We start from the raw sequence: 15,802 nt of genomic DNA, 5'->3' as shown, positions 1-15,802 counted from the left end.
AAAACGATGACTCCAGATATGGTAATTAAACTAGCAGAACAAGCGATTTATATGATAATACTATTATCTGCTCCGATGCTTCTAACGGCACTAGCTGTCGGATTAATGGTTAGTGTTTTCCAAGCAATGACACAAATACAGGAACAAACTCTTTCATTTATTCCGAAAATTGTAGCTGTATTCATAGCCCTTTTGATATTTGGACCTTGGATGCTAACGATCTTAATGGATTATACGAGAGACTTAATGCAACAACTCCCGCAAATAATTGGATAGGGAGTAAATTATGAATTTTATTATTGAAATGTTGCCCTATTTTCTACTTATATTTGTTCGATTTACAAGTTTTTTTCTTATTGCCCCTCTATTTTCGATGCGTGGAGTTCCAAACCAATTTAAGATAGGCCTCGCTTTTTTTATTACTTTGGTTGCCTTTACGAGCCTATCAGTGGAAGAACCAGTTTTATTAGATGCTTATTACATATTGCTAATTATGAAAGAACTTGCCATAGGTTTAGCACTTGGTTTTACAGCTGCATTACTGTTATATGCTGTTCAAATAGCGGGTGCATTCATCGATTTCCAAATGGGGTTTGCGATGGCAAATGTATTGGATCCGCAAACAGGAGCGCAGGTTCCGATTATTGGTCATTTTAAATATACGTTAGCACTCCTTTTTTTACTTACTGTTAATGGACACCATTTAATGCTTGATGGAGTCATGCAAAGTGTACAAGTGTTTCCAGTAGAGTTAACTACTTTCTCGGTTGAGATAGGGGATATTACCAACTTTATCACGACATTATTTTTTGAAATGTTTATGATTGCCTTACAAATCGCCTTACCGATTGTAGGTGCGCTGTTTCTTGTTGACATAGCACTTGGAATTCTAGCTAAAACAGTGCCACAATTAAATATTTTTGCAGTTGGATTTCCTATAAAGATTTTTGTTGGATTTGTCTTGTTATTACTTACCATGCCAATTTTCTTTTACTTATTGCAAATCCTTTTTGAAAAGATAGTGATCAGCATGTCACAGTTGATCAAGTTATTAGGGGGGACATAAGTGGAGAAAAGATATCCTCTTGATTTACAATTTTTTGCTGGGGAAAAGACAGAAAAGGCGACTCCCCAGAAGAGACAAGAGTCCAAGCGGAAAGGCCAAGTAGCTAAAAGCCCTGAAGTAGCCGCAGCTATGATCATGCTTGGCGGTATTCTATTACTGTATTTCTTAGGAGGCTGGATGCTTGAGCAGCTTCTGGCAATTTATCGAGTAAGCTATACCCAATATATTGGCTGGCAGCTGACACCTTATAATATTCGCACCTTGTTCGAACAGATGGCAATCAACACAGCTAAGGTCCTTGCGCCAATTATGATTATCGGATTGGTATTTGGTTTTCTCGGCAATTATATTCAAGTTGGTCCCTTATTTACCGCGGAGCCATTAAAAGCAAAGCTAGAACGGATCAATCCTATCAAAGGCGCAAAAAGAATATTTTCAATCCGTGCTTTAGTAGAACTCGCAAAATCATTACTTAAAATCGCCATTATTTCCACAGCAGCATTTGGTGTATTGTGGTTGGGAAAAGAGAAGTTATTTTTACTTTCACAGCAAAGTATTGGTTATTCTATATCTTTTATTGGGTCGCTAGTTTTTCAAATGGGGTTAGTTGCTTCAATAATCCTACTGTGTTTAGCTGTTTTAGATTATATATATCAAAAGTATGAATTTGAAAAAGGTATTAAAATGTCAATACAAGATGTTAAAGATGAGTATAAGAAAGCAGATGGAGATCCACTTATTAAAGCAAAAATAAAAGACCGTCAAAGACAAATGAGTATGAACCGAATGATTCAAGACCTGCCGAATGCAGATGTTCTAATCACGAACCCAACACACTATGCTATTGCTATAAAATATGACGCAGAAACAATGGGCGCACCAGTGGTTATAGCGATGGGGAAAGATCATCTTGCATTAAAAATTAAAGAAAAAGCAAAAGAACTTGAAATTGTGATTATGGAAAATAAACCGCTCGCCCGTGCTTTATATGAACAAGTTGATATAGGAGATAATATTCCAGAAGAGTTATTCATAGCGGTTGCAGAGGTTTTAGCATATATATATAGATTAAAAGGAAAGATCAAATGAAAAAAAGGGAGGGGGGAACAGCTTGAAATTTAGAGATTATGCCGTCTTAGTATCCGTTATAATGATTGTCGTGATGATGGTTATTCCTCTTCCAACACTCCTATTAGATATATTAATAATGATAAATATCAGTCTTGCCCTCACCATTATTCTTGTAGCGATGAATACGAAAGAAGCGCTACAATTTTCAATTTTTCCTACGCTATTATTACTTACAACATTATTTCGATTAGGATTAAATGTCTCAACAACTAGATCGATATTAACAAATCAAACAGGTGGAGAGGTTATTGAAACGTTTGGGTCGTTTGTTGTCGGGGGAAGTGCCATTATTGGTATTTTGATATTCTTGATATTAGTTATTATTCAGTTCCTGGTCATTACAAAAGGATCTGAACGTGTTGCTGAAGTAGCAGCTCGTTTTACACTCGATTCTATGCCAGGAAAGCAAATGAGTATCGATGCCGATTTAGGTGCAGGAATGATTTCCGATCAAGAGGCAAGACAACGCAGAGAAAAGGTTGGTAAAGAAGCCGACTTTTACGGTGCAATGGATGGTGCCAGTAAGTTTGTTAAAGGAGATGCGATTGCCGGGATTATTATTACTATCATTAATATTATCGGTGGTTTAATGATCGGCGTCATTGTTCATGGTCTCGCTGTAGGAGAAGCGGCAAGTGTCTTTACGCTTTTATCTATCGGAGATGGCCTAGTAAGTCAGATCCCGGCATTGTTGATTTCAACAGCAATGGGAATTGTTGTAACAAGGGCTGCTTCTGATGGAAATTTAGGTTCAGACATTACAAAACAACTATTCGCCTATCCGAAAATGTTATATGTGGTTGCTGGGACACTCGCATTGATCGCACTATTTACACCAATCAATCCCCTATTAGTATTACCTGTTGCTGCGCTTGTAGCCTATGCAGGCTATAGTATGGGGCGAACTTTGCAGGCCGAGGAGAATCTAGAGAGCGAGTCTTCTGGTGATGGTCAGGAACTAGAAGAATTGAAAAGTCCCGAAAGTGTCATTGACCTCTTGCATGTTGATGCCATTGAATTTGAATTCGGTTACGGGTTAATTCCAATTGCCGATAAGAATCAAGGCGGAGATTTATTAGATCGTGTCATCATGATTCGTAGACAATGTGCAATAGAATTGGGCATCGTTGTTCCTGTTATACGAATACGCGATAACATACAACTTCTTCCGAGTGAATATGTCATTAAAATAAAAGGAAATCGAGTCGCGTCAGGAGAGATTATGCTCGATCATTATTTAGCTATGAGCCCTGGAGTAGATGATGAGACCATTGAAGGAATTGCTACGGTTGAGCCTGCTTTTGGTATGCAAGCTCTGTGGGTCAATGAAGAAATGAAAGAGGAAGCTGAACTAGCGGGATACGCAATTGTTGACCCACCTTCAGTTGTATCGACCCATCTTACAGAAGTAATTAAACGACATGCCCATGAATTAATTGGGCGCCAAGAAGTTAAAGCGTTAGTTGAAAATGTAAGGGAAAATTCACCTGCTGTGGTAGAAGAATTAATTCCTCAGTTAATGTCCATTGGTGAAGTTCAAAAAGTTTTAATGAAGCTTTTAAAAGAGAAAGTATCGATTCGTAATTTACTTGTTATTTTAGAAACATTGGCAGACTACGCATCTCAAACGAAAGATACGGATATGTTAACTGAATTTGTTAGACAAGCTCTCTCGAGACAGATTACATTGCAGTATGCCACTCCTAATGAACCCTTACAAGTCATTACTGCGGGTGCAAGTCTTGAAAAGAAATTTGCGGATTCTGTTCATCGTACTGAGCAAGGGAATTATTTATCTCTTGATCCAGAAGCGTCACAAACAATCCTTCAAAAGATTACGGAACAAGCAGCACAACTTCAACAATCTGGTGTTCAACCAATATTGTTGACTTCACCAGCGATACGCATCTATATGCGGCAGTTTGTTGATCGTTTTGCCCCTGATCTTCCAGTACTTTCTTATAATGAACTTGAACCAGACATTGAAATTCAAAGCGTAGGAGTGATTAATATTAGCGGACTGGTTAATATCACATGAGATTAAAAACGTATATTGTTAATAATATGGCGGAAGTAATACCAATGATTAAGAAAGACTTAGGTTCAGAAGCACTTATATTAAATACAAAGAAAGTTAAAATGGGTGGTTTCATAGGATTATTTAAGAAAGATAAACTTGAGGTAATCGCAGCTGTTGAAACGCAAGTAAGTAAAAAACTAAAAAATCTTGAAAATGAAAAACTGGAACTCCGAGCTCCCAAACAGGAAATCAAGGAGATTATAAATTCGAACCAAGAAAAAAATACTCCTATTAAAGAGGAGGGGAATATTACCAACGAACTAATTAGTGAATTGAAAAATATTAAGCAATTTATGATGCAGATGATCGAAGAGGATCGTTTACCCGCATCATTAAAATCTTTAAACAAACAATTAATTAAAGAGGATATAACGCCGGAAATACAAAATGAGTTATTTTCGAAGCTGATGTTGGTTTTAGGTCAAAATCCAGATTATACGAAAGAACAAGTACATAATCTAGCACGAACTGAAATTATTAAGATAATTATAGACCATCAAAAAAGCCGCGAGAGTAAAGATCCTGATATCATCTGTTTTATAGGGCCTACAGGGGTCGGAAAGACGACAACTATTGCTAAAATAGCTGCTGACTATATGTTGAGAGAAGATAAGAAAGTAGGTCTAATAACGTCAGATACCTACCGTATAGCGGCAGTAGAACAATTGAAGACCTATGCGAACATATTGAATATTCCTATTAAAATTGTCGAGTCAGCAGCCGATTTAAATGATGCGATGTCTGATCTTAGTGAGTGCGATATCGTTTTAATGGATACGGCAGGTAGGAATTATCAACAAAAACAATATATAGATGAACTAGAAATGTTATTTCCTGATAAAAATAAAATCCAAATTAATTTAGTGTTAAGTCTAACTTCTAAATATGAGGATATGAAGAAAATCATTGAAAATTTCGATTCAATTGTAATGGATCAACTACTCCTAACCAAAAAAGATGAAACAGTTTCATCTGGTGCGATATTAAATTTGATTTATCACTATTCCATTCCAATCCCGTATATTACCAACGGACAGAATGTACCAGATGATATTTTCGCAGCAACTCCTGAGTTGATAGCAAACTTTGTACTAGGAGAAGATGATAATGATTGATCAAGCGAAACAATTAAGGGAAAAGGTTTTACAAAAGAAATCCAAAAAAGAGCGAAGACAAACTCGAATTATTGCTGTTACTAGCGGTAAAGGTGGAGTTGGAAAATCTAACTTTGCATTAAATTTTGCTTTAACCTTAGTTCAACAAAATAGAAAAGTATTGATTTTTGATGTTGATTTAGGATTTGCAAATGTGGATGTCTTATTAGGCAGAGCTCCTAAAGAGTCTATTGCTACAATGATTGAAAAAGATTTATCTATATGGGATGTTATTGAAGAAGGTCCAAATGGTTTGTTATTCATTTCAGGAGGCTCTGGATTTAATGATTTGTTTCAGTTGGATGAATCAAAAATGAAGAAATTTTTTAGTGAGTTAAGTACGATTCAAGGGTATGTGGACTATATTATTTTGGATACTGGTGCTGGGTTATCCTATGAAAACTTGCGTTTTATATTAGCTGCTGATGATGTTATTTTAGTAACTACTCCAGAGCCTACTTCGATTACCGATGCCTATTCCGTTGTGAAGATGGTTCATACTAAGAATCAAAACGTACATATGAAGCTAATAATTAACCAATGCACAAGTGAAAAAGAAGGAAAACAAACAGCTGATAACTTTAATAAAGTAACCGAGCAATTTTTAAATAAACAGATTGGAACATTAGGGTATATTCCTATTGATATAAATGTTTCAAATGCTGTAAAAAAGCAAATTCCATTTTTACTTGCATTCCCGAACAGCCATGCTTCACAAGCAATGCAAAATTTGACAAGTGAATTTCTTCAACTACCTGTTCCTTATAAGCTTGGAATCAAAGGATTTTTATTGAAAATGCTTTTTAAGTAGAAGTGCAGCTGTATTTTATAGGTGGTGGTGAGGCTCATGTTAAACAATAAATTGTCAAAAGAGGAACTTGATTTTTGGGAAAGCTGGAAAAAAAATCATGATCCACAAGCAGGTGAATATTTAGTTGAACGTTATCTTCCGTTAGTTGAATATGTAATCCAACGGTTTATGATTAGTTTGCCTAAAACAGTAGATAAAGATGACATACGTAGTTTCGCATTTGAGGGACTACTTGATGCATTTGATAAATTTAATATAGAGCGAGATTTAAAGTTTGAAACGTATGCGTCATGGAGAATTAAAGGGGCAATCATTGACGGCCTTAGGCATAGCGATTGGCTACCTCGTTCTGTAAGGGAAAAAGTGAAAAAAATCGAAAAAGCCTATGCTGTTTTAGAGCAACAGAATAACTACTCTGTTACAGATGAGGAAGTTAGTAGCTATTTGGGTATTACAAAAGCTGAACTGAACAAAACGGTTTCGGAAGCAGCGTTATCAACCATGCTATCTATTGATGAGACTACTTATGATGATCATAAGCAGGTAGGAAAATATAATATGGTTCTAAATGATGCAGGATCTCCAGAACGTTATGTAAACGAGCAAATGGTTAAGGAATCTTTATCACGTGCAATTGAACGGTTACCGGAAAAAGAAAAAATTGTTATTTCCCTATGCTATTATGAGGAACTAAAATTAACTGAGATTGCGGAAGTATTAACTTTGAGTGTTTCTCGAGTCTCTCAACTACATTCGAAAGCAATCATGCGTCTACATACAGCTACATTATCTATACATGAAAATTATTAAGTTTGTAGCATAAGCTTTAGAGGGACAAGGTGATACCTATGGAGAAGTTTCTAATTGGATATCTTATTTTAGTTATTATAGTAAATATGATGTCGTTTATTGTTTTGTCTCAATGTAAAAAGCAAAGAACACAATTGATTGAGGAAACAGATGACATACACCGAAATATGAAAGCATTTGTAGCTAAACTAGAACAAGTAAATAATGAATTGTATCATCAGCTTGTTGACTATAATAAAGTAAAAGAAAGTAAGTTTGAGGATAGGATTAGAATATTGGAAGAAAAACTAGAAAATAGAGATATTAGCACAACGAGCAAAGAATTTATGCCAATTAACCAAGATGACGAAGAACAGACTTACGCCATTACTTCCATTGATAAAGAGCAAGATAATGAAAAAATTTCACAGTTATATAAACAAGGTTTTTCAACAAAACAAATATCCAAATTAGTACAAAGTGATTTTGGGGAAATAGAACTTATTATAAATATGTATAAAAAAAAGCAAAGTTATCAAAAGTAAAATGAGGTGCTTCAGTTGCGTATTGATAGGCAAACGAACTTTCCAAGTGACAGGCTTCAAAAAAGTGTAGTTGAAGTTAAAGTAACCGATACTTTTGCTAATGTAATAAAAAAATCAGAGTCAAAATTACAATTGGATTCATTAAATCAATTAATGAATCGAGTAGATACACAAGGACAAAAGCTTGCGAAACAAAGAACGCTTGATAACCTCATAGAGTATAAGAACTTAGTTAAGAAGTTTATTCGAGAATCATTAAGTTATGGTTTGAAATTATCCGAAAAACAAAGCTTTAATTCAAGTGGTGGTATGAAATCTCATCAATTAGTAGAGGTTATTGATCAAAAATTAATTGAACTGCACGATGAAGTCATAACTAATGAAAAAGAAGGCATTGATACGCTTCGTCAAGTTGGAGAAATTAAAGGCTTGCTAATTAATTTGTATATGTGATCTCAATGAATACATACTATTTAGTAAAATAACCCTCTATATTTCCAAAAAGTAAGGGTTTTTTACAAAGAAACCTATATAATGGAATGACATATGGTTAATATTAAGTACTTTTCTTGGACAGGAAACCGATTATCTTTATTTGAATCATTTTAAATAGAAGAGACCCACCTTGAAAAATGTTGAGCCGTTGTCATTCGTTGCATTAAACCTAGCAAAATAAAGTACAGTGCAATCCACTAGGTATGTGATACGAGATTTTCATAGTAAGGGGAGATGAAATGAGCGAGAATCGTCGCGAGTATTTCCGAGTATTTTTTGATTACTCTATTGATGGAGATATTATAAGGCAAGGGGGGGGCTCCTTGTCCGTAAAAATTGAAAATATTAGTGTGGGAGGCTTAAGATTTACTTCGTCTTACATACTAGATTTGGATGAAAAAGTAATATGTAGTTTTAATATTTTTGATAGTTCTTTTGCTATTGATGGTCTTATTGTTCATAAGTATAAAAAATCTAATTATACTGAATATGGAGTTATGTTTAATATTGATCCAGATACATTTTCTCAATTATTTAAGCAATTAAATTATTATCAAATGCGCCAGAGAAAAGGATTCGAAGAGTAAGTATTAACACTTATTTTCTGTTTTTTTAATTAGTTAATATGATACAAATGACTTAGAGTAAAATTAAATTAAAATACATAGTAAAAAACCGATACAGGATGGAATCCTATATCGGTTTTTTTACATGCTAAAGTATAAAAATCCAAAGGAAATTAAGAAACATTCTACGAGTTGTAATAAAAGTTGCTCTTTGTAGACTTAGTACTATTTTTTGGGAATATTGACAACTAGTGAATCTTTTCATTACCAGTATTCGTAAATGAAACTAGACAGATTATTGTTGTTTATATTAAAGTCATTTAAAAGAGGAGAAAATATCTTGAACTACACTGAAGCTAAGAGTAAATTTTGGGTTTTCGCACTACTATTATTTATTATAGCTCCGTTTGTAATAATGCTAACGCCTATGATTGTTTCGGTTACAGTTTCGGATACTCCTGACAAAATCATCTTTATTCCATTGGGTACAAGTATGATGATGTATGCTTTAGCATTTGTATTTGTAATCGTGCTACTATGTGCTATGTATTTTGCAAAGTCCGTTCTTATTAATAGTGTCACAGGAATCATAGCGATAGTTGGTTTCGTCATCATTTTCAGCTTAGGCGTTCAAAACTACGCTTATTTACATGAGGACTTTATAAAATATCATCCACTTTGGGGTGCAAAAGAAGAATATAAATGGGAAGATCTTACGAATGTAACACACGAGATGTACGACGAAGAAACTGATCGAGATGAAAAATATATTTTCGAGTTTAACGATGGTTATACATTTGAGTTTTTGGTATCCGGAATAGTAGATGGAACTGTTAAAAGTAAGATTTACCATAAGTTGATTGAGCTCGAAGTACCATATAAGGAGTATTAATGGGAGACACTCCAAATTAGAGGCAAATCAATTAAGTAAATTATTTAGGAGTCATCAAAATCTGGCGCACAAGTTTTAATTGATAGTTATAATCATTCTCAATTGAAACACTATATTCTCAATAAATTGTATAATATATTTATATCTGATATGATTAATTTATAATAATTACAATTAACTAATTGGAGGAATTTATTTATGTTACCAACTAAAATGACTGAAGCTTTAAATAAGCAATTTAATAATGAAATGCAGGCAGCCCATGCTTATAAGGCAATGGCGACTTATTTTTCAGATAAAGGGTATCAAGGTTTTGCTAATTTTTATTTAGTGCAAGCTAAAGAAGAAGATTTTCATGCAATGAAGTTTTACCATTTCTTAGTGACAATGGGTGAAAAGCCAGTAATTCGTAAATTAGAGGAACCGAAGAATCACTTTGAGAATGCAGTAAATGTAGTTGAAGAATCATTAGCACAAGAAAGAGCAGTGACTACTGATATCTATACATTGGCTACTCTTGCAGAAGAGTTAAAGCAACATTCTACAAAAACGTTTTTAGACTGGTTTATTAAAGAACAAATGGAGGAAGAAGAAGCTTTCCGCTTAATTCTTGTGAAATTGAATGGCATACAAGAAGGGGGCGAGTTCTTCCTTAAGATGGATGAAGATTTTGCTCAACGAACATTAGAATAAAGATGAAAACCCAGCACATGAACAACTATGTGCTGGGTCTTTTATTTTAATTGCTGGAGGTAATATTGAACTGAGTTTGTTTAAGTAGTTGTAAATATTTCTTCATAATTAAGCTCCTCAACCCATATAAACATAGAGACAAACATCATAAGGGTGATTAATATGTCTTCAATTTGGGTTGTTGGAACTGTGTTTACAACTTTAGGTTTTGGTATCGGTGGAATAATTGCCATGTTTTTAAAAGGAGTTCAGAAGCAAACCGATGCAGTTTATAGTATTTGTGCAGGTTTAATTCTAGGATTAATAAGTTTTGAAGTTGCCCCTGAGGCAATAAAGCTAGGCAATTGGATTACTTTTTCATTTGGTATTTTAATAGGAGTAGTCATATACCAGTTTATACATAAATCATTTAAGGTTTTACTCGTTCCTGCTAAAAGTGGAGCAAAACGTTCTTCATTATACACCGGCATGATGCTGATGATTTTCATTACATTTCATAACCTGCCAATAGGGATTATATTAGGTTCAAATCAGGAGGCCACTTTAAGTCTTTCTATCCTTAAAACGATATTCCTTCACAATATTCCAGAAGGAATCATTGTATTTACACCTTTATTTATGGCTGGATTAGGAATTTGGACGTTGGTTTTTTTTTCAATTATAGTTGCATTACCAGTAGGTTTGGGTGCTTATTTTGGAAGTACATTACATATTGACAATCCCTTTTTCTGGTCTGTTTTTATCAGTATGTCAATTGGAATGATTTATATGGTAACGGTAAAAGAAATATTAACCGACTCAATAAAAGCATCGACTTCCATTCGTGTTTTTCTCTTAGCTGCTATTGGTTTTTGTTGCATAGGAGCGTATTTCGTTTTTATCTAAAGTTGGTTCAAATTTATACAGCTAAATTAAAAACAGAAAGTCCACAAAGATTTAGTGGATTTTCTGTTTTTTTGCTTCTTGTCCTTTTGAAATACTGGGTAGAAAGGGGGGAATTATTCATTTCCGCTAAAGGATCTCTGAGTGTTATTTTGTAAGAGGCATTTGTTACCTTCTTTAAACATAGCATGTACCGAAAAGGTGGTGCTATTATTGAGTGATTTTCATGTGTATGCTTTAGTATTAATTAGTGTTGTTACACTTATATCCATCCTATTAAGTCTCAAACGGAAAGCTAATTTCCCACACATGACCGGTATGATTATGTCCATGTTCCTAGGGATGAATGTTGGATTAACGGCTGGTGTGTCGTTAGGTACTGTATATCAAGGGGATTTATTTTTTTCTACAATTGTAGGAATGGCTATCGGTATACTAGCAGGTGCATTATGTGGAATTTGTTTTGGTCTACTGTCACTGCTAGAAGGGTTTATGGCTGGTTTGATGGGCGGTATGATGGGTGCGATGTTAGGAGAAATGATTGCAGTTGAACAAGCAATTGTATTTATAAAGATTTTTTTAGTTCTATCTGTATGTACGTTATTTTTATTGATTATACTATCCACACCGAACTTGGCACTAATTCAGAATAAGAGTTGGTTTTTTAAGCCCGTATTAACCTTTTTGTTAGTTGGTGGGGTTATAGTTTTAGGGAATTCATTAAACAAGGAGATAGAACCTTCTATTCCTCATAATCACAAACAATCTATACAAGCTACATCTGAAAAGCAAAAAGAAATTCAAACGATTGTTATTGAAACTGCTGGTATGAAGTACTCACCACAAGATATTGTTGTGGAAAAAAATAGTACCTTTACATTGCAATTAAAAAATTCGGATCAAATAGACCATGACATTGAAATTAAAACTTCGGCATTTACTATGATACGTGAATCTAATCACCATAAGATAGATCACAACATGATTCATTTGCATGCACAACCCCAGATGACAAGTGAACTAACATTGTCTATGAATGAAGTTGGAACATATACATTTTATTGTACATTACCTGGGCATCGAGAGAACGGGATGGTCGGTCAGTTAGTAGTAAAATAGAGAATTTTATTATAATCATTCTACTTTACATACCCCCTATAGGTACGTTATGATGAACGTAATCAAGATTGGAGGCGGGTTTAATGGATAATACAACAAAAGAAACAATGATTAAACCTGTAGTCTCTAATGCATCTTGTAGAAAAAGTAATCATCCTGAATCGGTAAAAACAGATTTAGTTCATCGATTAAACCGTATTGAAGGTCAAGTTCGAGGAATTAAGGGTATGGTAGATAAAGATGTGTATTGTGATGATATTATTACGCAACTTTCTGCTACTCAGTCTGCATTAAATAGTGTAGCAAAAGTTCTTTTACAAGGGCATTTAAAGGGCTGTGTAGTTGACCGATTAGCTGAAGGCGATGAAGAAATTCTCGATGAATTATTAGTAACCATTCAAAAATTAATGAAAAAATAAAAGGAGGAAAACAAAATGACTAATCAAGTTACTTTGCAAGTACAAGGAATGTCTTGCGGACATTGCGTGAAATCAATTGAAAATAGCGTAGGTGCAATGAACGGTGTGGAAAAAGTGAATGTTGAATTAAATAATGGGACAGTAGATGTGGAATTTAATAGCAATAAAGTAGATGTTCAAAAGATTACAGATACAATTGAAGATCAAGGATACACTGTAGGGGCTTAATAAGAAAAGTGCTGCGTAGATCGCAGTATTTTTTTAAATTCATTAATAGTGTTGATTTCCGTTTCAGGCGGACGCTTTCCGCGGGGCGGGCGGTGAGCCTCCTCGGTCGCTTCGCGATCTGCGGGGTCTCACCTGTCCCGCTGGAGTCGCCGCCTTCCACTACAATCTATGAAGTGAGTAAGTAAGCAACAAGAAAATCTATCAATTGCTTATTGCTAAGACACGAATGATTCTAAGTTAAGTTAGAGATAGAACCAACCTATAATCGTAGTTGGCATCTATATTAGTTGATTGAAGCGCAGGTGGCGACTTCTGCGGAAATAGCATGAACTGAAGACCCCGCAGGAGCACATGTTTTTGCAGTGACGAGGAGACTGAAGCCATGCCCGCGAAAAGCGTCCACCGTAGCGGAAATCAACAGGCTACTATGGTTACTCTTCTTAAAAGGACCGGGCGTACTTTGCCCGGTTTTTCTTAAAATTGATATATACCCCTATAAGGTATGGAGGGAGTGAAGTGAAATGACTGAAAAAAAGACGGATATAGCCATAACCGGAATGACGTGTGCGGCTTGTGCGAATCGAATAGAAAAAGGATTACAACGAATGGAAGGCGTCACAGATGCAACGGTTAATTTTGCAACTGAGAAAGCCAATGTCTCGTTTAACGCAGATCAAACGAATATGGCATCATTACAAGATAAAATCAGAACTCTTGGATATGACGTAGTAAAGGAAGAAATAGATTTAAATATAATAGGAATGACATGTGCAGCTTGTTCCACACGAATTGAAAAAGGTCTTAATCGCATGGAGGGAGTTCAAAATGCAACGGTCAATTTGGCTTTGGAAACAGGTCATGTGTCTTTTGATCCTAGTGTTTTGTCATCAAGTGATTTAATAAAGAAAGTTCAATTACTCGGTTACAATGCTGAATTTAAAAATGAACAGCACGGAGAAAAAGTGGATCACCGTAAAGTGGAAATTAAAAAGAAAACTCGACTATTTTTAATTTCCGCGTTATTATCTCTTCCGCTTTTATGGACAATGGTGTCCCACTTCTCGTTTACGGTGTGGATGTATGTGCCAGAGTTTTTAATGAACCCCTTTGTACAATGGGCACTTGCAACTCCAGTCCAGTTTTGGATAGGATGGACCTTTTATAAAGGTGCTTATTTTGCCCTACGAAATAAAAGTGCCAATATGGATGTACTAGTTGCTTTAGGTACATCCGCTGCTTATTTTTATAGTGTGTATCTTGTGTTAACAAATTTGGAACATATGGGCACTCATAGTGTTGGGTTATATTTTGAAACGAGTGCAGTGTTAATCACCTTGATTATTCTGGGTAAAGTGTTTGAAGCACGAGCAAAGGGTCGTACTTCAGATGCTATTCAAAAGCTAATGAAGCTCCAACCTAAAATGGCATTTGTAGAGCGAGATGGCACTACACAAGAAATACCAATAGATGACGTCCGTATTGGAGACGTCTTGATGATAAAACCAGGTTCATCCATCCCTGTTGACGCAGAAGTCGTCTCAGGTAATTCTGCAGTAGATGAATCAATGTTAACTGGAGAGAGCTTGCCAGTAGATAAATCCACTGGTGACGTGGTTTATGCAGCAACCGTTAATGCAAATGGCATATTGCGTGTGAAAGCTCAGGGTATTGGTAAAGATACGGTTCTATCAAATATTATCCGTGTAGTTGAAGAAGCACAGGGCTCAAAAGCTCCTATTCAACGACTAGCTGATCAAATTTCAGGGATTTTCGTGCCAATCGTTGTGGGTATTGCAGTCCTTACGTTTATCGGATGGTATTTCATTTTTTCTCCAGGTGATTTTGCAAGTGCGTTAGAAAGTACAATTGCTGTGCTTGTAATCGCTTGTCCTTGTGCACTTGGCTTAGCAACTCCTACTTCTATTATGGCTGGATCTGGTCGTGCTGCAGAACTTGGTGTGTTGTTTAAGACTGCCGAAGCTATGGAAAATACAAAACACATCGACACGATTGTGTTAGATAAAACGGGAACAATCACCAATGGTCGACCGCAAGTAACTGAATTTGAAGTGGTTGAAGGGTTTGAACGCAACCGCATTGTTTCGCTTGCAGCGTCAGCAGAAAGTCAATCGGAACATCCTGTTTCTACAGCGATTACTACGTATGGAGAAAATGCAAAACTGCCAGTGGAATCATTTGAAGCTATTCCGGGACATGGTATCCGTTCAGTCGTGGATGGTCAAAATGTTCTCATTGGAACACGGAAATTAATGAATGAGGAACATGTAATATTGGGTCAAACGATTGCGGATGATTTAGAATCTCAAGGTAAAACCGTTATGTTCATGGCTGTAGATGGGACTTACGCAGGGTTAATTGCGGTTGCAGACACAGTAAAAGATTCTTCAGAAGCAGCTATATTAGAAATGAAAAAATTAGGATTACATGTGGTGATGTTAACAGGAGATCAAGAGGGTACTGCACGTGCAATTGCAGCACAAGTTGGCATAGACGAAGTATTCGCTGGCGTTTTACCAGCAGAAAAAGCGAATGTTGTGGCGAAGTTAAAAGCGCAAGGTCGACGAGTGGCAATGGCAGGTGACGGACTTAATGATGCACCTGCTTTAGCAACAGCAGATGTTGGTATGGCAATGGGGACAGGCACAGCCGTTGCGATGGAAGCGGCAGATATAACCTTGATGCAAGGGGATTTAATGCGTGCGGTTGATGCAATTCAAATGAGTCGATTGACTGTACGTAATATTAAACAAAACTTATTTTGGGCTTTAGCCTACAATGCAGTAGGGATACCTATTGCAGCTGCAGGATTTTTGGCTCCTTGGCTAGCGGGAGCAGCCATGGCATTTAGCTCGGTATCGGTTGTTTTGAATGCGTTACGTTTACAACGTGCAAAAATGACCAAGTAAATAAT

17 protein-coding genes are annotated in these 15,802 nt (G+C 35.7%); all 17 read left to right on the top strand.

Going from position 1 to position 15,802, the window contains the following annotated elements; all coding sequences use genetic code 11:
• The first annotated feature begins 6 nt into the window (after positions 1-6).
• The 17 genes from fliQ to C406_RS0102200 all read left to right on the top strand — a co-directional run bounded on the left by fliQ (position 7) and on the right by C406_RS0102200 (position 15,797).
• Positions 7-276, top strand: a complete 270-nt coding sequence (gene fliQ, locus C406_RS0102285) for a flagellar biosynthesis protein FliQ (protein ID WP_017378972.1) — start codon at positions 7-9, stop codon at positions 274-276.
• Positions 277-286: 10 nt separating this feature from the next.
• Positions 287-1,066, top strand: coding sequence for a flagellar biosynthetic protein FliR (fliR, locus tag C406_RS0102280; protein ID WP_017378971.1), 780 nt, complete (start codon positions 287-289; stop codon positions 1,064-1,066).
• Positions 1,067-2,155 (top strand): flagellar biosynthesis protein FlhB, encoded by a 1,089-nt coding sequence (gene flhB / locus C406_RS0102275; protein ID WP_017378970.1) that lies wholly within the window; start codon positions 1,067-1,069, stop codon positions 2,153-2,155. It begins immediately after the preceding gene.
• Positions 2,156-2,177: 22 nt separating this feature from the next.
• Entirely contained in the window at positions 2,178-4,235 is a 2,058-nt protein-coding gene (gene flhA, locus C406_RS0102270; RefSeq protein WP_017378969.1) for a flagellar biosynthesis protein FlhA, read from the top strand.
• 26 nt (positions 4,236-4,261) lie between these two features.
• Positions 4,262-5,392 (top strand): flagellar biosynthesis protein FlhF, encoded by a 1,131-nt coding sequence (gene flhF, locus C406_RS0102265; RefSeq protein ID WP_237740493.1) that lies wholly within the window; start codon positions 4,262-4,264, stop codon positions 5,390-5,392.
• Complete coding sequence (locus C406_RS0102260; RefSeq protein ID WP_017378967.1) at positions 5,385-6,242, top strand: MinD/ParA family protein; 858 nt, start codon at positions 5,385-5,387, stop codon at positions 6,240-6,242. Before flhF ends, C406_RS0102260 begins: the two co-directional genes overlap by 8 nt.
• A gap of 36 nt (positions 6,243-6,278) precedes the next feature.
• Positions 6,279-7,052, top strand: coding sequence for a FliA/WhiG family RNA polymerase sigma factor (locus C406_RS0102255; protein WP_017378966.1), 774 nt, complete (start codon positions 6,279-6,281; stop codon positions 7,050-7,052).
• Between the two features lie 38 nt (positions 7,053-7,090).
• A complete protein-coding gene (locus C406_RS0102250) occupies positions 7,091-7,576 on the top strand; it encodes a DUF6115 domain-containing protein (protein ID WP_017378965.1) in 486 nt (161 codons plus the stop codon).
• 15 nt (positions 7,577-7,591) lie between these two features.
• A complete protein-coding gene (locus C406_RS0102245) occupies positions 7,592-8,029 on the top strand; it encodes a YaaR family protein (RefSeq protein ID WP_017378964.1) in 438 nt (145 codons plus the stop codon).
• Between the two features lie 281 nt (positions 8,030-8,310).
• On the top strand, positions 8,311-8,658 hold the full coding sequence (locus C406_RS0102240) for a PilZ domain-containing protein (protein ID WP_017378963.1): 348 nt from the start codon (positions 8,311-8,313) through the stop codon (positions 8,656-8,658).
• 319 nt (positions 8,659-8,977) lie between these two features.
• A complete protein-coding gene (locus C406_RS0102235) occupies positions 8,978-9,529 on the top strand; it encodes a hypothetical protein (protein ID WP_017378962.1) in 552 nt (183 codons plus the stop codon).
• Positions 9,530-9,727: 198 nt separating this feature from the next.
• Entirely contained in the window at positions 9,728-10,222 is a 495-nt protein-coding gene (locus C406_RS0102230) for a ferritin (RefSeq protein ID WP_017378961.1), read from the top strand.
• Positions 10,223-10,384: 162 nt separating this feature from the next.
• Entirely contained in the window at positions 10,385-11,107 is a 723-nt protein-coding gene (locus C406_RS0102225; RefSeq protein ID WP_017378960.1) for a ZIP family metal transporter, read from the top strand.
• 201 nt (positions 11,108-11,308) lie between these two features.
• Complete coding sequence (locus C406_RS0102220) at positions 11,309-12,223, top strand: plastocyanin/azurin family copper-binding protein (RefSeq protein WP_237740492.1); 915 nt, start codon at positions 11,309-11,311, stop codon at positions 12,221-12,223.
• A gap of 83 nt (positions 12,224-12,306) precedes the next feature.
• The gene (locus C406_RS0102215; protein ID WP_017378958.1) at positions 12,307-12,642 is read left to right on the top strand and encodes a metal-sensing transcriptional repressor; all 336 of its coding nucleotides are present in this window, start codon (positions 12,307-12,309) and stop codon (positions 12,640-12,642) included.
• A 15-nt stretch (positions 12,643-12,657) separates the two neighbouring features.
• On the top strand, positions 12,658-12,870 hold the full coding sequence (gene copZ, locus C406_RS0102210) for a copper chaperone CopZ (protein WP_017378957.1): 213 nt from the start codon (positions 12,658-12,660) through the stop codon (positions 12,868-12,870).
• Between the two features lie 521 nt (positions 12,871-13,391).
• Positions 13,392-15,797 carry a heavy metal translocating P-type ATPase gene (locus C406_RS0102200; RefSeq protein WP_017378955.1) on the top strand — a complete coding sequence of 802 codons (2,406 nt, stop codon included), beginning with the start codon at positions 13,392-13,394 and terminating at the stop codon, positions 15,795-15,797.
• The last annotated feature ends 5 nt before the right edge of the window (positions 15,798-15,802 follow it).

Origin of the sequence: Paenisporosarcina sp. TG-14 (assembly GCF_000297555.1) — a bacterium.
Lineage (GTDB): Bacteria > Bacillota > Bacilli > Bacillales_A > Planococcaceae > Paenisporosarcina > Paenisporosarcina antarctica.
The sequence above is the reverse complement of the archived record's forward strand: the minus strand, read 5'-3'. Positions and strand labels throughout refer to the sequence as shown.